The organism is Stenotrophomonas sp. YJH_SMC_65 (assembly GCF_059369475.1).
Genome location: NZ_JCAFSR010000008.1, coordinates 63,719 through 90,112 on the forward strand (window position 1 = coordinate 63,719; position 26,394 = coordinate 90,112).

At 68.0% G+C, this 26,394-nt stretch carries 23 protein-coding genes and 1 pseudogene; 14 read left to right on the top strand and 10 right to left on the bottom strand.

The annotated features are described in order from the left end of the window. Positions 1-77 precede the first annotated feature (77 nt). From AC5P7A_RS15745 to AC5P7A_RS15760, 4 genes are all read right to left on the bottom strand, one after another. Entirely contained in the window at positions 78-1,877 is a 1,800-nt protein-coding gene (locus AC5P7A_RS15745; protein WP_046433089.1) for a DUF885 domain-containing protein, read from the bottom strand. A gap of 67 nt (positions 1,878-1,944) precedes the next feature. After that, a complete protein-coding gene (locus AC5P7A_RS15750; protein ID WP_049442038.1) occupies positions 1,945-2,460 on the bottom strand; it encodes a cytochrome c oxidase assembly factor Coa1 family protein in 516 nt (171 codons plus the stop codon). Between the two features lie 25 nt (positions 2,461-2,485). Further along, the gene (locus AC5P7A_RS15755; RefSeq protein ID WP_329768103.1) at positions 2,486-4,711 is read right to left on the bottom strand and encodes a S9 family peptidase; all 2,226 of its coding nucleotides are present in this window, start codon (positions 4,709-4,711) and stop codon (positions 2,486-2,488) included. A 163-nt stretch (positions 4,712-4,874) separates the two neighbouring features. Next, positions 4,875-5,564 carry a glutathione binding-like protein gene (locus AC5P7A_RS15760; RefSeq protein WP_445392002.1) on the bottom strand — a complete coding sequence of 230 codons (690 nt, stop codon included), beginning with the start codon at positions 5,562-5,564 and terminating at the stop codon, positions 4,875-4,877. Between the two features lie 110 nt (positions 5,565-5,674). On the opposite strand from AC5P7A_RS15760, the gene AC5P7A_RS15765 reads away from it, so the two are divergent. Both AC5P7A_RS15765 and AC5P7A_RS15770 read left to right on the top strand, forming a co-directional pair. Continuing rightward, complete coding sequence (locus AC5P7A_RS15765; protein WP_445392003.1) at positions 5,675-6,316, top strand: TIGR00645 family protein; 642 nt, start codon at positions 5,675-5,677, stop codon at positions 6,314-6,316. Positions 6,317-6,517: 201 nt separating this feature from the next. After that, the gene (locus tag AC5P7A_RS15770) at positions 6,518-7,531 is read left to right on the top strand and encodes an energy transducer TonB (protein WP_014648799.1); all 1,014 of its coding nucleotides are present in this window, start codon (positions 6,518-6,520) and stop codon (positions 7,529-7,531) included. Positions 7,532-7,614: 83 nt separating this feature from the next. Here AC5P7A_RS15770 and AC5P7A_RS15775 read toward each other — a convergent pair whose 3' ends face one another. Beyond that, complete coding sequence (locus AC5P7A_RS15775) at positions 7,615-7,869, bottom strand: hypothetical protein (RefSeq protein WP_049442042.1); 255 nt, start codon at positions 7,867-7,869, stop codon at positions 7,615-7,617. A 78-nt stretch (positions 7,870-7,947) separates the two neighbouring features. Between AC5P7A_RS15775 and AC5P7A_RS15780 the strand changes: the two genes are divergently transcribed. Both AC5P7A_RS15780 and AC5P7A_RS15785 read left to right on the top strand, forming a co-directional pair. Next, the gene (locus AC5P7A_RS15780; protein ID WP_495220342.1) at positions 7,948-8,745 is read left to right on the top strand and encodes an AraC family transcriptional regulator; all 798 of its coding nucleotides are present in this window, start codon (positions 7,948-7,950) and stop codon (positions 8,743-8,745) included. Between the two features lie 99 nt (positions 8,746-8,844). Further along, positions 8,845-9,555, top strand: a complete 711-nt coding sequence (locus tag AC5P7A_RS15785) for a transposase (RefSeq protein WP_046433107.1) — start codon at positions 8,845-8,847, stop codon at positions 9,553-9,555. Positions 9,556-9,578: 23 nt separating this feature from the next. Here AC5P7A_RS15785 and AC5P7A_RS15790 read toward each other — a convergent pair whose 3' ends face one another. From AC5P7A_RS15790 to AC5P7A_RS15800, 3 genes are read right to left on the bottom strand one after another with little or no spacing between them, the layout of a single operon-like run. After that, complete coding sequence (locus AC5P7A_RS15790) at positions 9,579-10,763, bottom strand: ABC transporter permease (RefSeq protein ID WP_053496393.1); 1,185 nt, start codon at positions 10,761-10,763, stop codon at positions 9,579-9,581. Further along, positions 10,760-11,506, bottom strand: coding sequence for an ABC transporter ATP-binding protein (locus AC5P7A_RS15795; protein ID WP_049442045.1), 747 nt, complete (start codon positions 11,504-11,506; stop codon positions 10,760-10,762). The genes AC5P7A_RS15790 and AC5P7A_RS15795 overlap by 4 nt, the downstream gene beginning before the upstream one ends. Next, positions 11,503-13,029, bottom strand: a complete 1,527-nt coding sequence (locus AC5P7A_RS15800; protein ID WP_041863953.1) for an alpha/beta hydrolase — start codon at positions 13,027-13,029, stop codon at positions 11,503-11,505. The genes AC5P7A_RS15795 and AC5P7A_RS15800 overlap by 4 nt, the downstream gene beginning before the upstream one ends. A gap of 296 nt (positions 13,030-13,325) precedes the next feature. Here AC5P7A_RS15800 and AC5P7A_RS15805 point away from each other — a divergent pair, with 296 nt between their 5' ends. From AC5P7A_RS15805 to AC5P7A_RS15815, 3 genes are all read left to right on the top strand, one after another. Continuing rightward, the gene (locus AC5P7A_RS15805) at positions 13,326-13,853 is read left to right on the top strand and encodes a DUF1203 domain-containing protein (RefSeq protein WP_041863955.1); all 528 of its coding nucleotides are present in this window, start codon (positions 13,326-13,328) and stop codon (positions 13,851-13,853) included. A gap of 191 nt (positions 13,854-14,044) precedes the next feature. Beyond that, complete coding sequence (locus tag AC5P7A_RS15810; protein ID WP_014648807.1) at positions 14,045-15,214, top strand: lytic polysaccharide monooxygenase; 1,170 nt, start codon at positions 14,045-14,047, stop codon at positions 15,212-15,214. Positions 15,215-15,395: 181 nt separating this feature from the next. Beyond that, positions 15,396-16,565, top strand: coding sequence for a lytic polysaccharide monooxygenase (locus tag AC5P7A_RS15815; RefSeq protein WP_014648808.1), 1,170 nt, complete (start codon positions 15,396-15,398; stop codon positions 16,563-16,565). A 151-nt stretch (positions 16,566-16,716) separates the two neighbouring features. On the opposite strand, the gene AC5P7A_RS15820 is transcribed toward AC5P7A_RS15815, so the two are convergent. After that, positions 16,717-17,466 (bottom strand): ferredoxin--NADP reductase, encoded by a 750-nt coding sequence (locus AC5P7A_RS15820; protein ID WP_080355826.1) that lies wholly within the window; start codon positions 17,464-17,466, stop codon positions 16,717-16,719. Positions 17,467-17,550: 84 nt separating this feature from the next. On the opposite strand from AC5P7A_RS15820, the gene AC5P7A_RS15825 reads away from it, so the two are divergent. The 5 genes from AC5P7A_RS15825 (at position 17,551) to AC5P7A_RS15845 (ending at position 22,431) form a co-directional block, all read left to right on the top strand. Further along, positions 17,551-18,519, top strand: a complete 969-nt coding sequence (locus tag AC5P7A_RS15825) for an ABC transporter ATP-binding protein (RefSeq protein WP_005411567.1) — start codon at positions 17,551-17,553, stop codon at positions 18,517-18,519. Beyond that, positions 18,516-19,307 carry an ABC transporter permease gene (locus tag AC5P7A_RS15830; protein ID WP_014038898.1) on the top strand — a complete coding sequence of 264 codons (792 nt, stop codon included), beginning with the start codon at positions 18,516-18,518 and terminating at the stop codon, positions 19,305-19,307. Before AC5P7A_RS15825 ends, AC5P7A_RS15830 begins: the two co-directional genes overlap by 4 nt. A gap of 349 nt (positions 19,308-19,656) precedes the next feature. After that, entirely contained in the window at positions 19,657-20,424 is a 768-nt protein-coding gene (locus AC5P7A_RS15835) for a hypothetical protein (protein WP_049442051.1), read from the top strand. Positions 20,425-20,611: 187 nt separating this feature from the next. Then, the gene (gene panE, locus AC5P7A_RS15840; RefSeq protein WP_046433139.1) at positions 20,612-21,550 is read left to right on the top strand and encodes a 2-dehydropantoate 2-reductase; all 939 of its coding nucleotides are present in this window, start codon (positions 20,612-20,614) and stop codon (positions 21,548-21,550) included. A 71-nt stretch (positions 21,551-21,621) separates the two neighbouring features. Beyond that, positions 21,622-22,431 (top strand): Rossmann-fold NAD(P)-binding domain-containing protein, encoded by an 810-nt coding sequence (locus AC5P7A_RS15845; RefSeq protein ID WP_262093735.1) that lies wholly within the window; start codon positions 21,622-21,624, stop codon positions 22,429-22,431. Here the strand turns inward: AC5P7A_RS15845 and AC5P7A_RS15850 are convergent. After that, a pseudogene (locus tag AC5P7A_RS15850) lies at positions 22,418-23,221 on the bottom strand (TatD family hydrolase); the annotation flags it as partial. The gene AC5P7A_RS15845 and the pseudogene AC5P7A_RS15850 overlap by 14 nt on opposite strands. A gap of 67 nt (positions 23,222-23,288) precedes the next feature. Here AC5P7A_RS15850 and hrpB point away from each other — a divergent pair. Next, positions 23,289-25,793, top strand: a complete 2,505-nt coding sequence (gene hrpB, locus AC5P7A_RS15855) for an ATP-dependent helicase HrpB (protein WP_049442055.1) — start codon at positions 23,289-23,291, stop codon at positions 25,791-25,793. Positions 25,794-25,993: 200 nt separating this feature from the next. Further along, positions 25,994-26,368, top strand: coding sequence for a hypothetical protein (locus AC5P7A_RS15860; protein ID WP_014648816.1), 375 nt, complete (start codon positions 25,994-25,996; stop codon positions 26,366-26,368). The last annotated feature ends 26 nt before the right edge of the window (positions 26,369-26,394 follow it).

Genomic DNA, 26,394 nt, shown 5'->3' on the forward strand with positions numbered 1-26,394 from the left:
GCCGCTGGCCGGCAACCTCAGAAATCCTCCCGACGTCAGGGGAATGCCGGCCAGCGGCCGGCACTACCGGGGGGTGTTCAGCGCTTGTACTTCGGCACGAACACCTTGTTCACCGCGTCGGCCAGCTGGTCCGGCGGCAGCAGGCCCTGGTCGAGCAGGAAGTTGTTGAACGCCAGGCGGTCGAACTTCGCACCCAGTGCCAGCTCGGTCTGCATGCGCAGTTCCAGGATACGGGTGTAGCCGTAGAAGTAGCTGCCGGCCTGGCCCGGCATGCGCACCATGTAGCGGTCCAGTTCCTGGGTGGCCATCGCCTTGGACAGGCCGACCTGCTCCATCAGCACGCGCTCGCCGTTGGCGCGGTCGGTCAGGCCGAGGTTGAGCATCGGGTCGAGCATCGCGCGTGCGGCGCGCAGCAGGCGGAACTGCAGGGCGATCATCTGCCCGTCCAGCGGCTCGTATGGCACCATCTCGGCCTCGGCATACAGCGCCCAGCCTTCCACGTTCACCGAATTGAACGCGAACATGGTGCGTGCCAGCGACACGCCGCGCTCGACCATCGCGGTGAACTGCAGCTCGTGGCCGGGGCGGCCTTCATGCGCACTCAGCGTCCACGCCGCCGCACCGAAGTTGAAGTCGTCGTACTGTGCGCCCGGGCCCGCGGCCGGGTTGCCCAGCGGCAGCACGAAGGTGCCCTGCTGCCCGGTGTTGTTGACCAGCGGCGCCGGCAGGAAATGCGGGGCCGGGCTGGCCGCGCTCTCGGCGGCCGAACCCAGGCGCATCTGCATGGCGCGCTTGGGCACGTCGACGATGGCGTGCTCGCGGATCAGCGGATCGATCGCGTCGATCACCTTGCGGTAGTGGCCTTCCAGATGGTCGTCGGCGATCTTGTCGGCCTTCAGCGCGCGGATCACCGCCACCGGGTCGCTCGGGTCGGCCACCTTCAGGCCCTTCTCCTTCACCACCAGCGGCGCCAGCTGCTGCATCGCCGAGCGGGTTTCCATGAACTCCAGCTGCGCACGCTGCATCAGCAGCTTCGGGTCGATGTCGATGCCGACCTGCTTGAGCTGGTAGGCGTACAGCGGCGCCGGCAGCCGTGCGTCGGTGCGCGCCTTCGGCAGCACGGTCGAGCGCGTCCAGCTGGCGTAGTCCTTCATCTGCCCGGCCAGGGCCTTCATCGCTTCATCGGCGCCGGCGATCTGGTACTTCTTCAGCAGCGACTCGATGCCGCTGATGTAGGTCTCGACGTTGTCCAGCGACTGCTGCACTTCGATCTTCGTCGGCTGCAACAGGCTGCTGTCCTTCAAGCGCTCTTCGTAGCGCTGGCGGGCCAGCGTGGTGAACGCGGTGCCGCCCGGCTGCAGGCCGGCGTAAGCCTTGAGGCGGTCGATCGCCTTGGCCCGGCGCTCGGCCGGCACCTGGTCGGACAGCAGCAGGTTGAGGCCGCTGAACACCGTCTGCGGCGCGTCACTCCACGGCAGCAGGTACTTCTCGTTGAGCTCACTGCCTTCGATGTTCTGGTTGGCGGCGTGGATCATGATCTCCAGGTCCTGGCGGACGTTGGGATCCTGCTCGGTGGCCAGCTTCGCCTTCAGTTCGTCGCGGGCCTTGGCCATCGCGGCGCGGTAGCGCTTGCCGTTGTCCGCGCCGAGGTCGGCCACCTTGTCGTCGTAGCCGGGCACGCCGAAGAAGCCGGTTTCTTCCGGCTGGAACGGGCCCTGCGCATCGAGCAGGATCTGCGCCAGTGCGTTGCTGCGGGCGACCCAGGCCGGGCTGGCCGGTGTGGCGGCCTTGGCGGCGGGTGCCGCCAGCGCCGGCGGTGCGGACAGCAGCGGGGCGGCGGTCAGGGCCAGGGCAACGGCCAACGCGATCGGCTTCATGGTGCACTCCAGGACAGGGTTGCCCGCACCCTACGCGCTCAGCGCGGTGGCGACAATCGGCCGGAGGTCACAACGCTGCGGTCAGCGGGCATTCGCCGCGTTCGCGGCAGGCCTGCAGTTCGCATTCCTGCGCGGCCTCATCGTCATCCAGCGCAGTCAGGTCGAAGGTCTGCTTGTTCTCGCCCAGCACGTACATCACCGGGTAGTCCCACACGTCGTCACTGCGGGTGCCCTTCACGAACAACCGGCCGTGTGCGCGGGGGCCTTCCAGGGCCACGGTCAGGCCGACATCGCGCTGGCCGTTGAGCGCGGTCTGCATGCTGCCCAGCGGCATCGATTCGGCACGCAGCGGCTCGCCGAAGGCTTCCACCAGTTCGATGCTGCAGCCGGCGCGACGCATCGCCTCGCGCATCGGTGGGCTCTCGCGTGCCGCCTCACTCCAGCGCAGCACGCTCCAGGCCACCGTGCCACCGGCCCCGGCCAGCACCAGCAGCACGGCCACGGGCATCGCCCAGCGCCAGTGGCGGGACCACCAGCCGGCGGGCTTCGGGCCGTGGGTGGGAATCGGCGGCGGCAGTGTCATCGGCGGGCTCCTTCCCGTCTGTGTTTCAAGGCTTCAGGCAGCGCCCCAGGAAGGCTTCGGCCACACGGTAGCGATGCAGGGCATCGGCGCCGGACAGGCCATGCTTGGCACCCGGGTAGGTCATCAGCTCGAACGGCTGACCGCGCTTCTGCAGCGCGCTCATCAAGCTGGTCGAATTGGTGAACAGCACGTTGTCGTCCGCCATGCCGTGGATCAGCAGCAACGGCGAGCGCAGCCCATCGATGTGGGTCAGCACGCGCGCTTCACGGTAACCGGCGTCGTTGCGCGCCGGCAGGTCCATGTAGCGCTCGGTGTAATGGCTGTCGTACAGGCCCCAGTCGGTGACCGGGGCACCGGCCACGCCGCAGGCGTACTGGTTCGACGCCTTGGCCAGCAGCATCAGGGTCATGTAACCGCCGTTGGACCAGCCCTGCACGCCGATGCGCGCCGGGTCCACCCACGGCTGCTGCTTGAGCCAGGCCACGCCGTGCAGCTGGTCGGTCACTTCCACCGTGCCCTGCTTCCCGTACAGCGCACCACCGAAGTCGCGGCCACGGCGCGGGGTGCCGCGGTTGTCCAGCGAGAACACGACGTAGCCCTGCTGGGCCAGGTACTGGTTGAACAGATGGTCGCCACGGCCGGGCCAGCTGTCGGTGACGGTCTGGCTGGCCGGGCCGCCATAGACATACACCGCCACCGGGTAGCGCCTGGACGGATCGAAGCCGGCCGGCTTGATCAGGCTGTAGTGCAGTGGCGTCTTGCCGTCGGCGGCGGTGAGCGTGCCGAACTCGACCGGGCGCTGCGCGTCGCGGTAGCGCGCATACGGGTGCTTGGGATCGGCCAGGTTGTTTTCCACCAGTGTGGCGATCTTCTCGCCGTTGGCGCGGAACAGCTCGATCTGCGGCGGCGTGGTGCTGTTGGACCAGCTGTCGACATAGACGCTGGCATTGCGGGCGAACGTGGCGCTGTGCATGCCCGGCGCCTTCGACAGGCGCTGCGGCTCGCCGCCCTGCAGCGATACCGCGTAGATCTGGCTTTCGCGCGGGCTTTCGATGCCGGCGCGGAAGTAGGCCTTGCCGGCCGTCTCATCCACCGCCAGCAGCTCGTCCACCGGCCAGTTGCCGTGGGTCAGCGCGGTGGTCTTGCCGTTGCTGTCGATGCGGTACAGGTGCTGGAAGCCGGTGCGCTCGGACGACCACAGCACGCTGCCGTCTTCAAGGAAGCGCAGGCTGTTGTGCAGCGGTACCCAGGTCGGGCTGGTCTCGTGGGCGAGTACGCGCTGGCGGTTGGAGTCGAGTGCCACTTCCACCAGGTCCAGCTGCTTCTGGTCGCGCGACTGGCGCTGGAAGCTCAGGTGCTGCGCATCGCGCCAATCGACGCGGGCCAGGTAGATGTCCTGTTCCTTGCCCAGGTCGATCCAGCGCGGCTGCGCCTCGGCGGCCGGTGCGATCACGCCCAGCTGCACGCGCACGTTGGCGTCACCGGCGGCCGGGTAACGCTGTTCGATCACATCGGTGCGGTCGGCGTAGACCTCGTAGCGCTTCTGCACCGGCACCGGTGCCTCGTCGATGCGCGCGAACGCGATGGCCGAATCGTCCGGTGCCCACCAGTAACCGGTGTGGCGGTCCATCTCTTCATCGGCGACGAACTCGGCCACGCCGTTGCCGATGGTGGTGCTGCCGTCGCGGGTCAGCTGCAGCTGCTTTCCACTGGCCAGGTCGATCACCCACAGGTTGCGGCCGCGGATGAAGCTGACGAAGCCGCCCTTGGGCGACAGCTTGGCGTCGGTGGCGAAGCCCTCACCGTGGGTCAGCTGGCGCACGGCCGCCGCCCCCTGCTGCTTGAGGTCGTACAGGTACAGCTCGCCGCCCAACGGGAACAGCAGGCGCTGTGCGTCCGGCGACCACTGGTAATCGACGATGCCGGTCATCGCGGCGATGCGCTGGCGCTCGCGGCGCGCCTTTTCCTCATCGCTGAGGGTCTCGGTGCCGGGCAGCACCACCTTGGAATCAACCAGCAACCGGGTCTGGCCACTGCCGATGTCGTAGGTCCACAGATCCAGCTGGTTGCGATCGCTGTCCTTGCCGCGCAGGAAACTGACCTGCGAACCGTCCGGCGCCACCTTGGGCTTCATCAGGGTCGGGCCGGACAGCGGCAGCGGGCCGGTGATGGCCTCCAGGGTCAGCTTTTCGGCGTGGGCGGCGGTACTGGTGGCGAGCATGAGGGCAAGCGAAGCGAACAGGTGGCGCATGGAGGATCCCGGCAAACGGCAGGTCCGCCCGGCGGCGGGCGCGGGGCGGTCGTTCCCCCATCCTAACCAAGCCCGTGCAGGAAGGCAGCATGACCTTCTGCCCATGCTGCGGTGCTGGGGTCAGGGCCCTTTGCGTTGCAAAGGGATCCGACCCCGCGGCGGGTCAGCGCTGGCCGAACAGGTGCTTGCGCTCTTCGTCGCTGAGCGGCTTGCCGGCGTTCGGGTTCACCTGCTGGCGCAGCGCATAGGCGCGCTGGGTGGCCGGGCGCGCGGCGATGGCCTCGTGCCAGCGCTTGAGGTTCGGGAACGCGGCGAAGTCCACCGGCAGCTTGTCGTAGGCGCCGATCCACGGGTAGCTGGCCATGTCGGCGATGGTGTACTCGTCGCCGGCCAGGAAGGCGTGCTGGGCCAGGCGCTTGTCCATCACCCCGTGCAGGCGGCGCACTTCGTTGTCGTAGCGCTCGATGGCATAGGGAATTTTTTCTGGTGCGTACACGTTGAAGTGGCCCATCTGGCCACTCATCGGGCCCAGCCCGGCCATCTGCCAGAACAGCCATTCCAGGGTGGCCACGCGGCCGCGCGGGTCGCTGGGCAGGAAGCGGCCGGTCTTCTCGGCCAGGTACAGCAGGATCGCACCGGACTCGAACACGCTCTGCTGGGCACCGCCATCGGCCGGGGCGTGGTCGACGATGGCCGGCATCTTGTTGTTGGGCGAGATGGCCAGGAACTCTGGCTTGAACTGGTCACCCGAGCCGATGTTGACCGGGTGGATGCGGTACTCCAGGCCGGCTTCCTCCAACAGCAGGGTCACTTTGTGGCCGTTCGGGGTGGGCCAGTAATACAGGTCGATCATGGCGTCGGCTCGGGGTGCGGAAAGGAACCTGAAGTCTAGTGCGTGAGTTGGGTTGGCACCGTCATGGCGGGCCGGTAACCTCGCGGCTCCCCCGAAACGCACTGTCCTGCATGAGCCACAGTCCCCGTCCCCTGTCCCCGTTGTCCTCGCTGATCTTCGCCTCGCGCTGGCTGCAGCTGCCGCTGTACCTGGGCCTGATCCTTGCCCAGTGCGTCTACGTGTTCCTGTTCGGCAAGGAACTGTGGCACCTGCTGTCCCACTCGGTGTCGATGGGCGAACAGCAGATCATGCTGATCGTGCTGGGCCTGATCGACGTGGTGATGATCTCCAACCTGCTGGTGATGGTGATCGTCGGCGGCTACGAGACCTTCGTCTCGCGCCTGCGCCTGGAAGGCCACCCGGACCAGCCGGAATGGCTGAGCCACGTCAACGCCAGCGTGCTGAAGGTGAAGCTGGCGATGGCGATCATCGGCATCTCCTCGATCCACCTGCTGAAGACCTTCATTGCCACCAGCGCGCTGAAGGGACTGCCACTGTGCAAGCCGGAACAATGGGCGGCAGCAGTGTCTTCGGCTTCGACCAGCTTCTACAACGCTGGCGTCGATACCTGCACGACCATGACCCAGGAAGGCGTGCTGTGGCAGACCATCATCCACTGCGTGTTCATCCTGTCGGCGATCGGCATCGCCTGGACCGACAAGCTGATGTCCAACGGCCACAGCAAGTCGCACGACAAGGCACACGACTACTGAGGTCGCCGCCGGCCACGACATGATCGCCGCGGCCCCACCCGGCCACCACCCCTTGTGCGGGGCGGTGGCCGGGATGCTAGATTGCATCCTCGCCGTTGCCGGCGGTGGCGTCGGGAAACGCTACCCTGCCGCGCCTGGACCACGGGTCCCGGCCATGCATATCAATGATTTACGTCACGTCGTCTTCTAAAGGGGAGCAGGATGTCGCACGTCTCAACGATCACCGCCGCGCGCCGGTGGCTGCCGGTTGCCTTGGCACTGGCGCTGGCCGCCTGCTCGGGCAAGGAAGAATCCGCAGCACCGGCTCCGGCCGCCGCCCCCACCGCCGCTGCACCTGCCGCACCGGTGGTCGCCGCCAAGGTGCAGTCGATGGGCACCGAGCAGCTGCGTGAGTCGGCCAGCCAGGCCCTGCGCGAGAACCGCATGTACGCGCCGGCCGGCGACAACGCCATCGAGTACTACCTCGCCCTGCGCGACAAGACCCCGGACGACGCCTCGGTGAAGAGCGCGCTGACCGACCTGCTGCCGTACACCCTGATCGCCGCCGAGCAGCACCTGGGGCGCGAGGACTACACCGAAGCGCAGCGGCTGGTGGCGCTGATCGAGAAGGTGGATGCATCCGCGCCGGCCCTGCCGCGCCTGAAGGACGGCCTGGCCAAGGGCGTGCAGAACGCGGCCAAGCGCACCGAGGCCGAAGCCGAGAAGGCCAAGAAGGACGCCGAGGACCGCAGCAAGCAGCAGACCGAACAGCAGCGCCTGGCCGAGCAGCGTGCCAAGGAAGCCGACGCGGCCAAGCAGATCGCTGCGCAGCAGGATGCCGCCCGCCGCGACAACGAGCGCCAGGAAGCCGAGCGCCAGGCCGCCGCGCGCCGCGAAGCCGAGCTGAAGCAGCAGCAGGCCGCCGCCCAGCAGGCCAGTGCCGCACGCCAGGCCGCGGCTCCAGCGGCCGCTGCGGCGCCGAACCTGCGCCCGGTCAGCACCCCGGCGCCGCGCTATCCGTCCGAGGCACTGCGTGCAGGCACCTCCGGCGAAGTGCTGGTGGAAATCACCGTCGGCACCGACGGCTCAGTGACCAACGCCCGCGTATTGCGCGCAACACCGTCGCGCGTCTTCGATCGCGAAGCCATGAACGCGGTCAAGCGCTGGCGCTTCGAGCCGGTCAGCGCACCGGTCACCACCCGCCGTACCCTGGTATTCGCCCCGGGCGGCACCTGACCGCAAAAAGGGGACGGAGGGGATTAAGTCGTTTCCGCCCCCGCAATGAGGACACGGCCCGGCATGTCCGGGCCGTGTTCGTTTCAGGAGAGGCTGTCGATCAGGCGTTGCAGTGCCGGATCGCGCGCGGCCAGCACCTGGAACAGGCCCAGCGCATGCAGGCCCGGCAGCAGCCCACGCAGATCTGCTTCGGCGGTGGCCCGGGTGGCGTCATCGCTGGCGGGGTCCTGCCAGTCACGGACGCTGGCGAGGAAGGCGCCGACGCTGCCCTTGCGCACGGTGAGGCCGTTTACCTGTACTTCGTTCTGGTGGTCGGGAAGGATGTCCTGGGGCTGCATCGGGGCGGCTCGTGTTGAAATGGGCGCCCAGTGTGGCGCGCGCGGATCGGCGCTTCTGCCGTATAACTGCCAATGGATATGGCAGATCAGACACCGACCGGCTTGATTGATCCGGCATTGGCGGACGCCGACGACGGCCCCATCGTGCTGGCCGGCCAGCTGCGCGTGCCCGGGAGGCGGCGCACCGCCCGCCACCAACACCGGCGCGGTCAATTGCTGGGCGCCCATCAGGGCCTGTTGCGGATCGAAGCCGGGAATCTGCAGTGGCTGCTTCCGGCCGGGCACGTTGCCTGGATACCGCCGCTGCTGCCCCATGCGCTGCTCGGGGCAGACGCATTCGATGGCTGGAGCCTGTACGTCCGCGCCGATGCCGGCCTGGATCTGCCCCCGCTGCCCCGTATTTTCCAACCCGATGCGCTGTTGCAGGCGGCGGTGACGCGCGCACTGCGCTGGCCGCATCAGGCACTGGACGCTGCGCAGGCACGCCTGGCCGGCGTCATCGCCGATGAGATCCGTGCCAGCACTCCCTTGCCATTTGCCCTGCCACAGCCGCGGGATCGCCGGTTGTGGCGGATCGCGGCGGCGCTGGCGCGTTCGCCGGACGACCTGCGCAGCGTCGAAGCGTGGGCAGCCGCCAGCGGACTGTCCAGCCGCAGCCTCGCCCGCCGTTGGCAGGCCGAAACAGGCATGACCTTGAGCCAGTGGCGGCAGCGCCTGCGCGTGCTGCTGTCACTGCCACGCCTGCTGGCAGGCGAACCGGTGATCAGCGTCGCCCTGTCGATGGGCTACGACACGCCCAGTTCCTTCATCAACGTGTTCAAGCGCGAGATGGGGGTAACGCCCGCGCGGTACGCAAAAGGGGACGGAGGGGATTAAGTCGCTTCTGACTCCTCCGATACGCCTGCGCGGCATTACCTGATGCCCTACGCCACGGTGCCGATGCCAGGCTGAGGCCCCCTTCGACCTGGGAATCCCATGCCCCGACAAGCGCGCCTGATGCTGGCCGGCCAGGCCTATCACGTGGTCCAGCGCGGTGTGAACAAGGGTGCGATCTTTGTCGACGACATCGACCGGCAACTGTTCCTGCATCTGCTGCACAGCGCTTTCCTCAAGCACCGCGTCGCACTGCATGCCTACGTACTGATGGACAACCACATCCACCTGCTGGCCACGCCATCCACGCAGCGTGGGCTGGCCGATGCAATGCGCATGCAGGGCAACAACTATGTGCAGGCTTTCAACCAGCGGCACGGCCGCACCGGTCCCCTGTGGCAGGGCCGCTTCCATTCCTCGATGATCGACAGCGACGCTTACCTGCTCAGCGTATACCGCTACATCGAACGCAATCCCGTTCGTGCCGGCATTGCGGTCAGTGCTGAAGATCATCCGTGGTCCAGCGTGCACGGCAACCTTCAACGACGCGATGACCCCATGCTGACCCCGCATCCCGCATTCAGAGCGTTGGCCGCGACCGCTCGCAACAGGACGACGGTGTATGCGCGATTCCTGCGCGATGTGAATGCGTCCGCCGATCTGCCCGCAATCCGCAGTCATAGCGCCAAACAGCGTCCGTTGGGGGATGCTGCGTTCCTGCGGATGGTAGAGAAGACGCTCGGGCGGCCGGTGGCGATGCGAAGACAAGGCCGCCCGCGCAAGGAGGGGACGGGAGGGGCAGAAACGACTTAATCCCCTCCGTCCCCTTTTTGGGGTCAGCCGGAGATGGCCAGGCGCTCGTTGTGGTAGCGGCGCACGGCGGCGAACCACAGCACGGCGGCCAAGCCGAGGCTGGCGCCGAGGTAGATCGCCCAGACTGCGGGGGTGATGGTCTCGTGGCGGATCACCTTCAGCAGCATCTGGTTCTGCGACAGGAACGGCACGGCGTACTGCCACAGTTCGCTCTTCAGCGGATAGGCCACCAGTGCGTAGCCGGGCAGCATCGGCAGCAGCATCAGCCAGGTCATGTGGCTCTGTGCTTCCTTCATGCTCTTGGCCGCGGCCGACAGGAAGGTCAGCAGCGAGGTACCGATCAGCAGCATCGGCAGCATCACCAGCAGCATCTGCAGCATCGAGCCGACGTTCATGTTGAACTGGCGGCCGATGTTGCCGGGTGCGATCTGCGCGCTCACCTTGAACGCGACCAGGGTCAGCAGCAGCGACACGAAACCGACCACGCAGGCGGCGGCGATCTTGCCGCTGACGATCGCGCTGCGCGAGCCCGGCGTGGCCAGCAGGGGTTCCAGCGACTGCCGCTCGCGCTCGCCGGCGGTGGCGTCCATCACCAAGTAGGCGCCCCCGATGAACGAGGTCAGCGTCAGCAGTACCGGCAGCAGCATCGACAGGATCATGCCGCGCTTGGCCTCGGCACTGGCCAGGTCCTGGCGCGCCACGTCCAGCGGGCGTGCCACCTGTGCATCGATGCCGCGTGCCATCAGGCGCAAGGCACCGACCTGGCCGTTGTAGGTGGCCAGCGCCGCCTCCAGGCGTGCACTGGGTACCTCGGCCGCGCGACGCGTGCTGTCCTTGATCACCTCCACCAGCGCCGGCTTGCCCTCCGCCCAGTCCTTGCCGAAGTCCCCGCTGATGCGCAGCGCCACATCGATATCCTGGCTGCGGATGGCCTCGGCCAGGTCCTTCGGCGCCGGTGCGGCATTGAGGCCCTGTGCGGCGAGGAAGCGCACCAGGTTCGGCGCGTTCTCCGCGCCGATCGTCGGGATCTGCAACGGCTCCTCGATCTGGGTGCGCACCCGGCTCTCGGCCAGCTTGCCCATGCCCAGCAGCAGCACCGGGTACAGCAGCGGCCCGAACAGCAGGGTCAGCAGCAGCGTGCGGCGGTCACGCGACAGGTCGCGCAGTTCCTTGCGCATCACCGTCATCAGGGTCGACATCATGCTCATGCGTGCAGGCCCTCTTCGCTGCCGATCAGTTTCACGAACGCGTCCTCAAGATTGGCTTCACCGGCTTGTGCACGCAGTTCGTCGGCGCTGCCGGCGGCCATCACCGTGCCCTTGGCAATGATCACGATGTGGTCACACAACGCGCCCACCTCCTGCATGATGTGGCTGGACAGGATCACGCAGCGACCCTCTTCGCGCAGGCCCAGCAGGAAGCGGCGCAGCGCGCGCGTGGTCATCACGTCCAGGCCGTTGGTCGGTTCGTCGAGGATGACGTTGCGCGGATCGTGCACCAGCGCGCGGGCAATCGCGGTCTTGGTGCGCTGGCCCTGCGAGAAGCCATCGGTCTGCCGGTCGAGGATGTCGCCCATGTCCAGCGCGTGCGACAGCACCTCGATGCGTTCGCGGATGCGCTCGGCCGACAGGCCATGCAGCTCGCCGAAGTAGGCGATGTTCTCGCGCGCGGTCAGACGCTTGTAGACGCCGCGCGCATCGGGCAGTACGCCCAGGTGGCGACGTACCTCCACCGGATTGCCGGCGGCATCGATGCCATCGACGCTGATGCTGCCCTGGTCAGGGGTCATCAGCGTGTAGAGCATGCGCATGGTGGTGGTCTTGCCGGCACCGTTGGGGCCGAGCAGGCCGGTGATCTGCCCATCGCCGGCGCGGAAGCCGACGTTGGCGACCGCCTGGATGCGGCCCGTGCGGGTATCGAAGGCCTTGTGCAGGTTGTCGGCGACGATCATGGTTCCCATCCGTTGAACGAGGTGAACGCCGGCACGTAGCTCAGCGTGTCCAGGCAGCCGGCATCCAGCGCCTTGGCATCGGTCTTGTCGATGAACTGGCCGAGCAGCCGCGGCATGCAGCCGGCGGTCAACGTGCCATGGCCCTGGCCACGGGCGACCAGCGCACGGCCATTGGGCAGGCCCTTGAGCACCTGTGCGGCGTAGCGCGGGGGGGTCACCGGGTCCAGCTCACCGGACAGCAGCAGTGCCGGCACGTCGCTGCGCAGCGGCACGGCATCGGTTGCCGGCGCCGGACGGTGCGGCCACACCGGGCAGGCGGCGAAGAAGGCGCTGGCCACTTCGTTGCCGAACAGCCGCTCGGGGTCCTCGGCCGGCGCGTGGTAGCGCGGCGCATCCTCGCTGCAGATCACCGACCACTGCATGCCGCGGTTGATCTGGAAATCCATGCTGCGGTTCGCGCCGCGCGCCAGCGATGCCAACGGGGCATAACGACCGTGCGCGGCTTCATCCAGCACCAGTGGCAGCAGCGAGGAATACTGCGGCACGTAGGAGAAGGCGAAGGCCAGGCCGACCACGCTGTCCGGCGTCAGGACATCCTGCCGCGGTGCGTTGGTACCCGGGTCGCGATACTCGACCGAGACCGGTGCACGGCGCAGGGTGTCGACCACGCTGCGCAGCTGCGCGCGGGTGTCGGTCGGGAAACGCTTGCTGCACGCGGCATCCTTGCGGCACTGCGCCGACTGCAGGGCGATCGCATCCTCGAAGGTGGTCGCGAAGTCGCCACCGACCACCAGCTCGTTCGGTACCACGCCATCGATGACGATGCTGCGGGTGTGCTGCGGATAGGCCCCGGCATAGCGCTGGGCCACGCGGGTACCGTAGGAGCCGCCAACCAGGTTCAGCTGGTCCACACCGAGCGCCGCACGCACCGCATCCAGATCGGCGATCGCCTCGGTGGTGGTGTAGAAGCGCGCATCGGCACGCCCCTGCAGCGATGCGGCGCAGCGCTGGGCGTAGTCGCGCAGCGATGCCTCGGAAGGCGCGGCATCCTCGTCCATCTGCAGCGGCTTGCCATCTGCGCCCAGACAGCTGAGCGGGTTGGAGCCGCCGGTGCCGCGCTGGTCGATCAGGAACACGTCGCGCTGCTTGCGCACCTGGCGCAGTGCGGTATCGACGATGACCGCCACCTCGCTGGCCGCCTGGCCGGGGCCGCCGGCCAGGAAGAACACCGGGTCGGGCTGGCTGGCGCCGCTGCTGCCCGATTCCAGCCAGGCGATGCGCAGGCCGATCCGGCGGCCATCGGGCTGGGCCCGGTTCTCCGGCACCTGCAGGGTGGCGCACTGCGCCTCCACGTTGGCGCTGGCGCCTTCGGTGGACAACGTGCAGGGCTGGAAGTCGATCGTGCCGAAGCGGCGGCTGGGTGCATCGCTGGCGCTTCCGGCGGCGGCCGGCGGCGGTTGGCTGCACCCGGCAAGCATCAGGCTGGCCAGCATCCCGGCCAGCGCGAGGTGGTGTCTTTGCATCGTGCTCGTTTCCCCTGGAGGACGTTCCTGTCGACCACGACGGGCTGCCGCGGAAGATGTGACCCAACTTACACGGGCAGCGCGCCGACGGCGATGGGCAATGACGAATCCGCCGCCGACGGCGCGCAGACCTGGCAGTCCCGCGCTCGGCCTTGGCCCGTGCAGGGCGGCATCGGCGGCGGCCAGCAGCACCCCAAGGGCCAGTGTTCCGGCCCGACGGCGATGCGGGGTCTGAAAACGGCGAGCACGGCGACCGGCGCATGCGCACAATCCGCGGAAAACCCAAGGAGACGCCCATGCACGCGTGGTACCTCGGCGGCATCGACCACCGCCCTTTCCTGCACCTGTTCGAGATGAGCGACAGCGCGCTCGCCACGCTCGGCATCCAGCGTCGCTGGGCCGGCGCCAACGGCGGACATCCCTGCCGGATCAGCCTGAGCGACCCCGCGCCTGGCAGCGAGCTGCTCCTGCTGTCCCACGTCCACCTGCCGCTGCATTCGCCGTACCGCGCCGCCGGCCCGATCTTCGTGCAGCGCGGCGTGACCCGTTGCGTCCTGCCGCCGGGCGAGGTGCCCCCGTATGTGCAGCGCCGGATGATCTCGATGCGTGCCTATGACCACGCCGCGCTGATGTGCGGTGCCCAGGTCTGCGCGGGCACCGAGGTGGCCGACCACCTGGATGCACTGTTTGCCGACCCGTCGGTGGCGTTCGTGCAGCTGCACAACGCGGCGCATGGCTGTTTCTCGTGCCAGGCAGATCGGGTGGGTACCGGGACTGCGTCGCGTGATCTCCATGACGTGATCGATGCCACGCCGGTCACGTGACGTCCAGCGCATCCGTTCAGCCCTGCGTGAAGCCTGCGGGAAGGGCTTCACATGCGCAGTCACGGATCGGCACTGCGATGGTTCCGTCGCCTGCAGTGCGGCTCGATACTCGCCGTGGTGCCGCCGAAAGTCCGCCGCGCAGCGCAGCTCCTGCGGTCACCGTTCCCTTTCGACGACCACAAGGATGCGCCATGTCATTCCGATCCACACCGCTGTTGCTGGCCACCTCGTTCGCCGCTGCGGGCCTGTGCCTGGCCGGCAGCGCGTTCGCCCACGGCACGATGACCACGCCGGTCAGCCGCGTCTATGCCTGCTTCCAGGGCAATCCCGAGAACCCGACCAACCCGGCCTGTGCCGCTGCAAAAGCGATTGGCGGTTCACAGGCGTTCTACGACTGGAACGGCATCAACCAGGCCAACGCCAACGGCAACCATCAGGCCGTGGTGCCCGACGGGAAGCTGTGCAGCGGCAACAACCCGACCTTCCGCGGCCTGGACGTGAACCGCAGTGACTGGCAGACCACGCCGATCCAGGCCGATGCCAATGGCAAGTTCACTTTCGTGTTCAAGGCGACCGCACCACACGCCACGCGCGACTGGCGCTTCTTCGTTACCCGCGAAGGCTGGCAGCCGGGAAGCCCGCTGCGCTGGGCCGACCTGCAGGAGTTCTGCACGCTGGGCAATACGCCGCTGTCGGCCGACGGCACCTACAAGCTTCAGTGCACGTTGCCGCAGCGCACCGGCCAGCATGTGATCTACAACACCTGGCAGCGCTCGGATTCGACCGAGGCGTTCTATACCTGCATGGACGTGCGCTTCCAGGGAGGCGGAGGGACCGCACCGGCACCGCAATGGCAGGACGCCGGCCCGGTCACCGCACGCAGTGAGCTGCCGGTTGGCACGACGCTGGCGCTGCGCGTGTTCAACGCCAACGGCAATGACGTCGAACGTGTGGAGGCCACCCTGGCCAGCGGCCAGACCGCACCCGCGCAGTGGCCGTTGGTGCTCGCCCGCAAGGTCAATGCCAGTGCCCAGCACGCGCGCGTGGGCGTGCTTGCCAATGGCGTGATCACGCCGACCGCCTCGGCCACCGACAACCGCGTGTACCTGAAGGACGGCAACCGCTTCCAGCTCGATACCCAGGTTCCCGACCCGGGTACACCGTCACCGGGCGGTGATTTCGACCACGTGTACCCGGCGGGCATCGGCAGCTATGTGCCGGGCCAGACCGTGGTGAAGGGCAGCGACGGCAAGCTGTACGCCTGCCGCCCGTTCCCGGAAGGTGCATGGTGCAACGTCAACGCCGAGGCGTACCGGCCGGGTGTGGGTGCGGCCTGGCGCGATGCATGGATTGCATACTGAGACCGGGTACAGGGAACGGTGGCAGAGCGCCGTTCCCTGCATAGCGTGAGACGCGCCAGCGTGTGAGTGGGAAGCCGTTCCCATATGCAACCACGCGATGCTTTTTTCAACGTAATCCGATGGATGCGGGCGGGCGGGATGTCGAGACTTCGCGGGGTTTCACCACCCACAGGAGATCTCCATGCATCTGTCACACCGGACCGTCATCGCGCTGTCTGTGATCGCAGGCATTGCCACCTCTGGCAGCGCGTTCGCCCACGGCACCCTGTCCAAACCCGCCAGCCGTGTCTATGCCTGTTACCAGGGCAATCCCGAAAATCCGACCAACCCCGCCTGCGCTGCCGCCAAGGCCATCGGTGGTGCGCAACCGTTCTATGACTGGGCCGGGATCAACCAGGCCGAGGCCCATGGCAACCACCAGGCCGTCGTGCCCGATGGCGAGTTGTGCAGCGGCGGCAACAGCAAATACCGCGGCCTGGATCTGAACCGCAGTGACTGGGAGACCTCGCCGATCCGAGCCGACGCCCGTGGCCGCTACACGTTCGAGTTCAAGGCGCCGGCCCCGCATGCCACCCGCGAGTGGAAGTTCTATGTCACCCGCGATGGCTGGCAACCGGGCAGCCCGCTGCGCTGGGCCGACCTGCAGGAATTCTGCACGCTGGGCAACGTGCCGGTCTCCGGTGACGTCTACAAGCTGGACTGCCCGCTACCCAAGCGCAGCGGCCAGCACATCATCTACAACACCTGGCAGCGCTCGGATTCGGGCGAGGCGTTCTATACCTGCGCAGACGTGCGCTTCGAGGGGGGCGGTGGTGTGACCCCGCCGCCGCAGTGGCAGGACGCGGGTCCGGTCACTGCCCGTGGTGCGCTGGACGTGGGCACCATCCTGACCCTGCGGGTCTTCAACGCCCAGGGCAACGATCTGGAAAGCCCGCAGATCACCCTTGCCGCCGGCCAGACCGCTGCGAACCAGTGGCCGCTGGCACTGGCCCACAAGGTCAATGGCACTGCGCAGCAGGCGCGCGTGGGGGTGATGAAGAACGGCGTGATCACGCCCGTCGCCTCGGCTACCGGGAACCGCGTCTATCTGAAGCCAGGCCACCTGTTCCAGCTCGATACCCGCGTGCCGGATCCGGTCGATCCGATCGATCCGCCGCCGGCTGACGACTACGACTTCGTATACCCCGCGGGTATCGGCAGCTACACGCCGGGCCAGACCGTGGTGAAGGGCACCGACGGCAAGCTGTATGCCTGCCGCCCGTTCCCGGAAGGCGCCTGGTGCAACATCAATGCAGAGGCCTACCGCCCGGGTACCGGCTCTGCCTGGCGTGATGCCTGGATCGAGTACTGAAGGCAGGGCACCGGGGGCGGCGTGGGGTCGCCTCCGGTTTCCAGGGTTGCCGGCCAGCGGCCGGCACTACCGGGGTTCATGCGGTTGCCGGCCAGCGGCCGGCACTACCAGATTCGTGGGGTTGCCGGCCAGCGGCCGGCACCAGCCGGACCTATTTGCTGCTGACGTACTTCTCGCGGCGGATCTGCGGGTTGCCCAGGCCGGCGGCCTTCAGCAGCTCGGCGCAGGCATCCACCATGTCCGGGTTGCCGCACAGGTAGGCGATGTCCGTGGCCGGGTCCGGCGTGAAACCGGCCAGCGCCTGCTGCACGTAACCGTGCTGCACGTCCGGATGCGGATCGGCGGGCAGTTCGCGCGACAGGCATGGAACATAGCGGAAGTTCGGGTGTTTTTCGGCGAAGCTGTAGAAGTCCTCGCTGTACAGCAGCTCGCCCGGGCTGCGCGCGCCCTGCAGCAGCACGATCTGCGCACCACGTTCGGCCATGGCCTTTTCCAGCAGCGGCAGCATCGAGCGGTACGGGGTAACGCCGGTACCGGTGGCGATCAGCAGGTAGCGGGCATTGTGGTCACCGGCATTCAGGCAGAAGCGGCCGTAGGGGCCGGATGCACTGATCTGGCCGCCGTGCTCCAGCGCCTCGAACAGCGCGGTGGCGGCGCCACCGGGCACGAAGCTGACCGCGATATCCACCGCCTCGCCCGGGCCCAGTGCGTGGTCGTGAATGGTCGCCAGCGAGTAGCTGCGCTTGGTTTCGGTGCCATCGGCGTAGCTGAAATGGACCTGGATGAACTGGCCGGGCTGGAAATCCAGCGGCTGCCCATCGTCACGCACGAACTGGTAGTGGCCGACGGTCGGGGCCAGCATGCGGCGGCCGACCAGCTTGAGGGGGAATTGAACAGGCACGACTTTTCGGGACAGTGTGTAGCCGGGGCAAGCCCTCGGGGTCTTCTATAATAGCCCCTCCCCGCCCCTCTCCAGCGCCAGCCCATGGGCGCGAAGGCTTCGAGCTTGGCATCCCAGAACGATACGGCGCCCGCCCTGCGCGTGCGCGACCTGCGCAAGACCTACGACAACGGCACCCAGGCCCTGAAGGGGGTTTCCCTGGAAGTGGCCCCGGGCGACTTCTTCGCCCTGCTGGGCCCCAACGGTGCCGGCAAGTCGACCCTGATCGGCATCATCAGCTCCCTGGTCAACCTCAGCGAGGGCCAGGTGGAGGTGTTCGGCAGCGACCTGGTGCGCAACCGCAGCGCCACCATGCGCCTGATCGGGCTGGTGCCGCAGGAAATCAACTTCAACCTGTTCGAAAAGCCCTTCGACATCCTGGTGAACTACGCCGGCTTCTACGGCGTGCCGCGCGAGGAAGCGGAGCAGCGCGCCGAAGAGGAACTGAAGCGGGCCCACCTGTGGGAAAAGGCGCAGGTGATGAGCCGCACGCTGTCCGGCGGCATGAAGCGCCGGCTGATGATCGCCCGCGCAATGATGACCCGCCCACGCCTGCTGATCCTGGATGAGCCGACCGCCGGCGTGGACATCGAGATCCGCCGCGACATGTGGCGCGTGCTGAAGGAGATCAACGCTGCCGGCACCACGATCATCCTCACCACGCACTATCTGGAAGAAGCCGAGTACCTGTGCCGCCACCTGGCGATCATCAACCATGGCCAGATCGTCGAGCAGGGGCCGATGCGCACCCTGCTGGCCAAGCTGGACGTGGAGGGCTTCCTGCTGGACATCGACGGTGACCTGCCGGCGCAGCTGCCGGTGATCGAGGGCGCGACCCTGACCGCGCCGGACCCGCACACGCTGGACATCGACATGCCGCGCGCAATGGACCTCAACCGCGTGTTCGCCACGCTCAACGAGGCCGGTATCCGCGTGCGTTCGATGCGTACCAAGAGCAACCGCCTGGAGGAGCTGTTCGTGCGCCTCACCGGCAACCTGGAGAAGCCTGCATGAGCACCACCGAGCTGACCGACGGCCAGCGCAACCGCATCGCGCTGATGACCATCGTGCGCCGCGAAGTCGCCCGCATCATGCGCATCTGGGGCCAGACCCTGGTGCCGCCGGCGATCACCATGACCCTGTACTTCCTGATCTTCGGCAACCTGATCGGATCGCGCGTGGGTGACATGGGCGGCTACACCTACATGCAGTTCATCGTGCCGGGCCTGGTGATGATGAGCGTGATCCAGAACAGCTACGGCAACATCAGTTCCTCGTTCTTCGGTGCCAAGTTCGGCCGCCACGTGGAAGAGCTGCTGGTCAGCCCGATGCCGAACTGGGTGATCCTGTGGGGCTACGTGGCCGGCGCCGTGCTGCGCGGCCTGATGGTGGGCGTGATCGTGCTGATCATCGCGATGTTCTTCACCCCGGTGCGCATTCCGCACCCGCTGGTGATGCTGACCACGGTGATCCTGGGCGCGACGATCTTCTCGCTGGCCGGTTTCATCAATGCGGTGTATGCGAAGAAGTTCGACGACGTGGCGATCGTGCCGACCTTCATCCTGACCCCGCTGACCTACCTGGGTGGCGTGTTCTATTCGGTGAAGCTGCTGCCGGGCTGGGCCGAAGCGGCCACGCACGCGAACCCGATCTTCTACATGGTCAATGCGTTCCGCTATGGCCTGCTGGGCAGCAGCGATGTGCCGCTGCCGGTGGCCTATGGGTTGATGATCGGCTTCGTGGTGGCGCTGACGGCGCTGGCGTTGTGGCTGCTGCGCCGTGGCGTGGGCATGCGCAGCTAAGGGTGGCCTGCAGGGCCTGCGGCCCTGCACCCGCCGAATCAACGTCAACTTCAACGGCAACGGCAAAAGCTGACTATCCGGGGGATGGCGGGGTGGGTCCGATTGCGGGGGACGCCGTAAACCCATCCCTGGGGGCTTGGCCGCGGCATCCATGCCGCGGACACCCCCGCAATCGGACCCACCCCGCCTTCGACAAATTCCGGCGATCTGCCGGGATGTCGTTCTCCGCTGCTGCTGGTAGGTGTCGACCTTGGTCGACACGATGGATCGACGCCATGCGTGGATGGAGCTTTCACGGCAAAGCCGATGTTCCGCTTTTCTCGTTCGGGATTGCAGCTAGGCTGTGGCGATGAAGATCACTTCCATTGCGCTGGACAAAGCCGTGTCGGACGGCCCCATCGATGCCTTCAGCCATGCGTTGCTGGGCGATTCACCCACGCTGGATGAGGTGCTGGAATACCTGGCCTCGCGGCACGCGGCTGATCCCCGGTATCGCTACCTGTGCACGCTCGATGATGCCGGCCAGTGCCGCTACACCAGCATGCACGCGTCAGACGACGCGCGCATCGCGCTCTACGAGAACGAAGACCCGGCAACCCCCGACGATGCGTTGGCGGCACGCGGGCGGTTGCTGGCGCATGTGGTCGCGCAGCTTGAGCATTCGACGCATCGGCTGGAATGGAGCACGCTGGCGGGCACGCTGATGTGCAATGACGCGGACATCGAGGCATTGGTCGCGGCCAATGCCGCACCGGATCTCATCGTCGACGAGGTGGTCTACGTGCAACAGGTGCCCGTGGATCGTGACGACCTGCTGATCGCCGCCCTGCCCAACGGCTACTTCAGCGCGGACTGGAACATCTTCCAGAACCACGCCCTGATCCGGCACCTGCAAGAGCATTACGACTACCGCCTGTTCGGGCTTGGCGCATCGTGGCTGGGCTTCCAGCGTGACAGCGCGCCGTCGCCTGCGGAAGCGGACGCTCTGGTCGCGGACCTGCAGCGCGTCTACGCTGCCGGAACGCACGACACCTGGTCACAACTGGCTGCAACGCTGTCCTCCCGCACCACGCTTCTATTGGGATACACCGAAGGCTTCAGCGAACAGCTGCCCTGAGCGCGGTTCTACACGCGCTCGCGCAGCGAGCGGCCCGCTTCCGCTCCTGATCTGTCTTCCGTGGTGGCCGCACCCGGCCAACCCCACTGAACCGTGCTTTCCGCGAACCACCACGAGTGGCACCGCCGTTGGCCGCGATCTCCGGCACAATCGAAATCCTGATTCCCCAGAACACGGTGAACGTGCAATGCGCATCCTGATCCTCGGCGCCGGCGGTACCGGCGGTTACTTCGGTGGTCGCCTGGCCCAGGCCGGTGTGGACGTGACCTTCCTCGTGCGCCCCGCGCGCGCCGCCCAGCTGGATCGCGACGGCCTGGTCATCCGCAGCCCGCTCGGCGATGCCAGCTTCCCCGTGCAGCATGTCACCGCTGATGCACTGCCCGCATTGGCCGCGCAGAAGCCGTTCGACCTGGTCATCCTCAGCTGCAAGGCCTACGACCTGGACAGCTCGATCGACGCCATTGCCCCGGCCGTGGGCGCAGGCACCACCGTGCTGCCGATCCTCAACGGCCTGCATCACTACAACGCACTGGACGCGCGCTTCGGCCGCGACGCCGTGCTTGGTGGCCTGTGCTTCATCAGCGCCACCAAGGCCCCCGACGGTGCGGTGCTGCACCTGGGCAAACCGGCCAAGCTCACCTTCGGCGAGCGCGACAGCGGCGCGGCCTCGGCGCGCGTGCGCGCCTTCGCTGCGGTCTGCGCGCAGGCCCATCTTGATCACCTGGCCAGCGAACACATCGGCCAGGAACAATGGATCAAGTACACCTTCCTTACCGCGCTGGCGGCGGCGACCTGCCTGCTGCGCGCCGACATCGGCACCATCGTTGCCACCGATGATGGCGAGGCGATCGTGCGCGGCCTGTACGACGAATGCCTGGCCGTGGCCGAAGCCGCCGGTGAACCGGTTCCCGTGGCCGCGCAGGACACCGCGCGCGACACCCTGACCCAGGCCGGCTCGGCACTGAAGGCATCGATGCTGCGTGACCTGGAAGCCGGCCAACAGGTGGAGGCCGAACAGATCGTCGGCGACATGCTGGCCCGCGCGCGCAAGGCCGACCAGGAAGCCCTGCTGCTGCAGGTCGCCTACAGCAGCCTGCAGGCCTACCAGGCACTGCGCGGCGCGTGAGCATCATCTCCGCCGCCAGTGCATCGCCCTCGCGGGTGCTGATCCTCGGGCTGGGCTGGAGTGGCGGTGCGATGGCCCGACATCTGCAGGCATTGGGCGCACACGTCGCCGGCACGGTACGCGATCCCGCATCGGCACCACGCGATGGTCTGCGTCGCCATCCGCTGGGTGCCGATGCCACGCCATCGCCCGCCCTGCTCGATGAGATCGCGCAGGCCGAGGCCGTACTGTGCAGTGTGCCACCCGACGCCGATGGCGATCCTGCACTGCGCCTGCTGTTGCCCGCGCTGCGGGCCAGCCCGGCATTGCGCTGGGTGGGCTATCTGTCGTCCACCTCGGTGTATGCCGACCGCGCCGGCGGCTGGGTCGACGAGCGCAGCGCAGCCGATGCCACTGAAGCAGCCGGCGTGCAGCGCCTGCGGGCCGAAGCGCAATGGCGTGCGCTTGCAGGAGAACGCGGCATCGCATCGGCAGTGTTCCGCCTGCCCGGCCTGTACGGGCCGGGGCGCAATGCGCTGCTGCAGCTGGCGCAGGGACGTGCCCGCCACGTAGTGCGTCCCGGGCTGCTATTCAACCGGCTGCACGTGGATGACCTGGTGACGGTCGTTATCGCGTCGATGCAGCGGCCGTGCGTGGATGGCCTGTATCTGCCGGCCGATGACGAGCCGGCACCGCCGCAGGAGGTACTGGCCTTCGCCGCGCAGCTGGGCGGGTTTGCGATGCCACCTGCCGTGGCATGGGACGACCCTGCACTCAGCCCGACCCTGCGACGCTTCTACCAGAGCAACAAGCGCATCGACAGCCGTGGCACGCGTGAAGCACTGGCGTGGGCGCCGCGGTTCCCCAGCTACCGTGAGGGCCTGCGCGACCTGCTCCGGTAGTGCCGGGCAGGCGGAAGAACGTACGCGTCGCGGCCGTTGCATTCGCGGCGGTAACTGCCACGTCCTCGCCACGGTCACGCGCCAGTTCTTCCACGATGTGCGAGAGAAACATCGGTTCGTTGCGGCGGTCCTTCGGCATCGGCTTCAGCGTGCGCGGCAGCAGGTACGGTGCGTCGGTCTCGATCATCAGGCGGTTGGCCGGGATGTTCTTCACCAGTTCGCGCAGGTGCGCGCCACGGCGCTCGTCGCACAGCCAGCCGGTGATGCCGATGTACCAGTCCTGGTCCAGGTAGTCGAACAGCTCGTCACGCTCACCGGTGAAGCAATGCACCACCGCCGGGCCGATGCGGCCTTCGAAGTTCTTCATCTGTGCCATGAAATCGGCATGCGCATCGCGCTGGTGCAGGAACAGGGGCTTGCCATTGTCCGCGGCCAGCTGCAGCTGGCGCTCGAACGCGCGGTGCTGGGCCGGGCGCGGCGAGAAATCGCGGAAGTAGTCCAGCCCGCACTCCCCCACCGCCACTACTTCCGGGTGGGCATGCAGCGCGCGCATTTCGGCATCGCATTCCTCGGTGTATTCCACCGCGTGGTGCGGGTGCACGCCGGCGGTGGCGTACAGGAAGCCGGGGTGCTGCTGGGCCAACTGCAGGGCCAGTGGCGAGTGCTCGCGGCTGGCACCGGTGATGACCATCTGCACCACGCCGGCCTGGCGCGCGCGGTCCAGCACGGCATCGCGGTCGCGGTCGAAGGAGTCGTGGGTCAGGTTGGCGCCGATATCGATCAGGTGCATGGTCATCGCGGGGGAAAAGTGCCCGCGCATTGTACCTGCGCCTGCCGTGGCCCCTTATCCTTTGCATATGAACGCCCCGCTCTTCCCGATTTCCCCGCTGCTGCCGCAGATCCAGCAGCAGCTGGCCGTGCAACCACGGCTGGTGCTGGAGGCCCCGCCCGGTGCCGGCAAGACCACCCAGGTGCCGCTGGCGCTGCTCGACGCGCCGTGGCTGCAGGGCCGCAAGATCATTCTGCTGGAACCACGCCGGGTCGCCGCGCGCAGCGCGGCGCTGTTCATGGCACGGCAGCTGGGTGAGGAGGTCGGCGGCACGGTCGGCTACCGCATCCGCTTCGAGAACAAGGTATCCGCGCGCACCCGCATCGAGGTGGTCACCGAGGGCATCCTGACCCGGATGCTGCAGGACGACCCGATGCTGGAAACCGTCGGCGCGATCCTGTTCGATGAATTCCACGAGCGCCATCTCAGTGGGGATCTGGGCCTGGCGCTGGCGCTGGACGTGCAGGCGCAGCTGCGCGACGACCTGCGCCTGGTGGTGATGTCGGCCACGCTGGACGGCGAGCGGCTGGCACGCTTCCTCGATGCGCCGCGGCTGAGCAGCGAGGGCCGCAGTTATCCGGTGGCGATCAGCCACTTCCCGGCGCGCCGCGATGAAGCCCTGGAACTGCAGGTGCGCCGCGCGGTGCAGCAGGCACTGGCCGAGCACCCCGGTGACCTGCTGGTGTTCCTGCCCGGCCAGCGCGAGATCGCGCGCGTCCAGGCCGGCCTGCAGGAGTCACTCGATGGCAACGTCGAGGTGCTGGCGCTGCATGGCGAGCTGCCGGTCGAACAACAGGCGCGCGTGTTGCAGGCCGCCAGCGATGGCCGCCGTCGCGTGGTGCTGGCGACCAACGTGGCCGAGTCGTCGGTGACCCTGCCCGGCGTGCGCGTGGTGATCGACAGCGGCCAGGCGCGCGAGCCGCGCTACGACCCCAACAGCGGCTTCACCCGGCTGGACGTGGTGGCCATCGCGCAGGCGTCGGCCGACCAGCGCGCGGGCCGTGCCGGTCGCGTGGCCGAGGGCGTGGCCTGGCGGCTGTGGCCGCAGTCGCAGCGGCTGGAGCCGCAGCGCCGCGCGGAGATCGACCAGGTGGAACTGGCCGGACTGGCGCTGGAACTGGCCGCGTGGGGCAGCAGCGACCTGCGCTTCCTCGACCCGCCACCGGCCGGCCCGATGGGTGCGGCGCGCGAACTGCTGCAACGCCTGGGTGCACTGTCGGACTCGGGCGCGATCACCGCACTCGGGCGCCGTGTACTGGCGCTGGGTACGCACCCGCGGATGGCGGCGATGCTGCTGGCAGCGCCCGATGCCCGCGCGCAGGCGCTGGCCGCCGATCTGGCCGCCCTGCTGGAAGCGCGCGACCCGCTGCGCCAGGGCGGTGACGCGCTGGCGGCCCGCTGGCGCGCACTGGCCGCGTTCCGCACTGGCCGCGCGCCGGGCGATGCCAACCGCAGCGGGCTGGCCGCCATTGATGCCGCCGCCAAGCAGTGGCGTCGCCGCCTGCGCTGCGAGGCTACGCCGCCGGCCAGCATCGAGGCGCACGAACTGGGCGATCTGCTTGCACACGCCTTTCCCGACCGGATCGGTTTCCAGCATCCCGGCGATCCGCTGCGCTACCTGCTGGCCAATGGCCGCAGCGCGCGCCTGCACGAACTGAGTGACCTGCGCGGTGAGCCGTGGCTGGTGGCCAGCGAACTGCGCTTCGAGGCGCGCGATGCGCTGCTGCTGCGTGCCGCACCGGTGGATGAAGGCCAGCTGCGCAAGGCATGGCCGGAGCGCTTCGTCACCGAAGACTTGGTGCGCTGGGACAGCGAGCGACGCGCCCTGGTGGCGCTGCGCGAGACCCGTTTCGACCGGATCGTGCTGGACAGCCGCTCGGCCGGCCGGGTCGATCCGCAGCACGCCGCGCAGGCGCTGACCGATGCGGTGGCCGAGCTCGGCCTGCAGGCGCTGCCGTGGACCGAGGGCCTGCGCCAGTGGCAGGCCCGGGTGGAATCGCTGCGGCGCTGGATGCCCGAGCTCGGCCTGCCCGACTGCAGCGACGATGCCCTGCTGGCCACGCGCGCACAATGGCTGCAGCCCGCGTTCGCCGGCAGGACGCGACTGGATACGCTGGATGAATCCAGCTTCGGCGAGGCGCTGAAATCGCCACTGGAGTGGTCACAACGGCAGTTGGTCGAGCGTCATGCGCCGACCCGCATCACCGTGCCGTCCGGACTGGAGCGGCCGATCACCTATGCGCTGGACAGCGAGAGCGGCGATCCGCTGCCGCCGGTGCTGGCGGTGAAGCTGCAGGAACTGTTCGGCCTGGCCGACACGCCGCGCATCGCCGATGGCCGCGTGCCGCTGACCCTGCACCTGCTCTCCCCCGGCGGCCGCCCGCTGCAGGTCACCCAGGATCTGCGCAACTTCTGGGAAAGCACCTACGCCGAAGTGAAAAAGGAGATGAAGGGCCGTTACCCGCGCCACCCATGGCCGGATGATCCGTGGACGGCGACGGCCACGCACCGGGCCAAGCCGCGCGGAACCTGATTGGTAGTGCCGGCCGCTGGCCGGCAGCCCCCTGGCACCAGGCGGAGAGCATTGCCGGCCAGCGGCCGGCACTACCGGGTGCGGAGCCTGCCTGATCCTGAATGGCTGCGGTAAAGTCACACCACGTGCGTCCCCGACTGACATACCGTTTACGGGCAACACGCGACACTGGACTTCGACCCGAGGCAAAGGACCCCCGCATGAGCAAGCTGACCGTAATCACCGACCGCGCTCTGGAGCGCGCCCTGGAGCTGGCCCACACCGCCGGCGATGGCCTGAAGAGCGCCGGTGGCAGCCTGCGCAACGCGGACTGGATCAAGACCGGCGCCGCCCTCGGCGCAGTGAAGACCGGCGGCAAGGTCGCCACCAAGTTCGCCCGCCGCAACCCGGCCGTGACCATTGCCGCGGCTGCCGTCGGCGTCGGCCTGCTGGGCTATGCGCTGTACCGCAAGCAGCAGAAGAAGAAGGCTGCCAATGGCCACGTGGTGAATGGGCAGGCGCAGCGCATCCACGCACGCGACCGCCGCAACGACACCGTGGTGGACGAGCACAGCGATATCGGCAGCGACGCGTGAAGCTGCCCGGGTCAGACCCCTTCCGC

Coding starts and splice junctions, on each gene's coding strand:
- AC5P7A_RS15745 (WP_046433089.1), bottom strand. CDS start 1,877: ATGAAGCCGATCGCGTTGGCCGTTGCCCTGGCCCTGACCGCCGCCCCG.
- AC5P7A_RS15750 (WP_049442038.1), bottom strand. CDS start 2,460: ATGACACTGCCGCCGCCGATTCCCACCCACGGCCCGAAGCCCGCCGGC.
- AC5P7A_RS15755 (WP_329768103.1), bottom strand. CDS start 4,711: ATGCGCCACCTGTTCGCTTCGCTTGCCCTCATGCTCGCCACCAGTACC.
- AC5P7A_RS15760 (WP_445392002.1), bottom strand. CDS start 5,564: ATGATCGACCTGTATTACTGGCCCACCCCGAACGGCCACAAAGTGACC.
- AC5P7A_RS15765 (WP_445392003.1), top strand. CDS start 5,675: ATGAGCCACAGTCCCCGTCCCCTGTCCCCGTTGTCCTCGCTGATCTTC.
- AC5P7A_RS15770 (WP_014648799.1), top strand. CDS start 6,518: ATGTCGCACGTCTCAACGATCACCGCCGCGCGCCGGTGGCTGCCGGTT.
- AC5P7A_RS15775 (WP_049442042.1), bottom strand. CDS start 7,869: ATGCAGCCCCAGGACATCCTTCCCGACCACCAGAACGAAGTACAGGTA.
- AC5P7A_RS15780 (WP_495220342.1), top strand. CDS start 7,948: ATGGCAGATCAGACACCGACCGGCTTGATTGATCCGGCATTGGCGGAC.
- AC5P7A_RS15785 (WP_046433107.1), top strand. CDS start 8,845: ATGCCCCGACAAGCGCGCCTGATGCTGGCCGGCCAGGCCTATCACGTG.
- AC5P7A_RS15790 (WP_053496393.1), bottom strand. CDS start 10,763: ATGAGCATGATGTCGACCCTGATGACGGTGATGCGCAAGGAACTGCGC.
- AC5P7A_RS15795 (WP_049442045.1), bottom strand. CDS start 11,506: ATGATCGTCGCCGACAACCTGCACAAGGCCTTCGATACCCGCACGGGC.
- AC5P7A_RS15800 (WP_041863953.1), bottom strand. CDS start 13,029: ATGCAAAGACACCACCTCGCGCTGGCCGGGATGCTGGCCAGCCTGATG.
- AC5P7A_RS15805 (WP_041863955.1), top strand. CDS start 13,326: ATGCACGCGTGGTACCTCGGCGGCATCGACCACCGCCCTTTCCTGCAC.
- AC5P7A_RS15810 (WP_014648807.1), top strand. CDS start 14,045: ATGTCATTCCGATCCACACCGCTGTTGCTGGCCACCTCGTTCGCCGCT.
- AC5P7A_RS15815 (WP_014648808.1), top strand. CDS start 15,396: ATGCATCTGTCACACCGGACCGTCATCGCGCTGTCTGTGATCGCAGGC.
- AC5P7A_RS15825 (WP_005411567.1), top strand. CDS start 17,551: ATGGGCGCGAAGGCTTCGAGCTTGGCATCCCAGAACGATACGGCGCCC.
- AC5P7A_RS15830 (WP_014038898.1), top strand. CDS start 18,516: ATGAGCACCACCGAGCTGACCGACGGCCAGCGCAACCGCATCGCGCTG.
- AC5P7A_RS15835 (WP_049442051.1), top strand. CDS start 19,657: ATGAAGATCACTTCCATTGCGCTGGACAAAGCCGTGTCGGACGGCCCC.
- panE (WP_046433139.1), top strand. CDS start 20,612: ATGCGCATCCTGATCCTCGGCGCCGGCGGTACCGGCGGTTACTTCGGT.
- AC5P7A_RS15845 (WP_262093735.1), top strand. CDS start 21,622: ATGGCCCGACATCTGCAGGCATTGGGCGCACACGTCGCCGGCACGGTA.
- hrpB (WP_049442055.1), top strand. CDS start 23,289: ATGAACGCCCCGCTCTTCCCGATTTCCCCGCTGCTGCCGCAGATCCAG.
- AC5P7A_RS15860 (WP_014648816.1), top strand. CDS start 25,994: ATGAGCAAGCTGACCGTAATCACCGACCGCGCTCTGGAGCGCGCCCTG.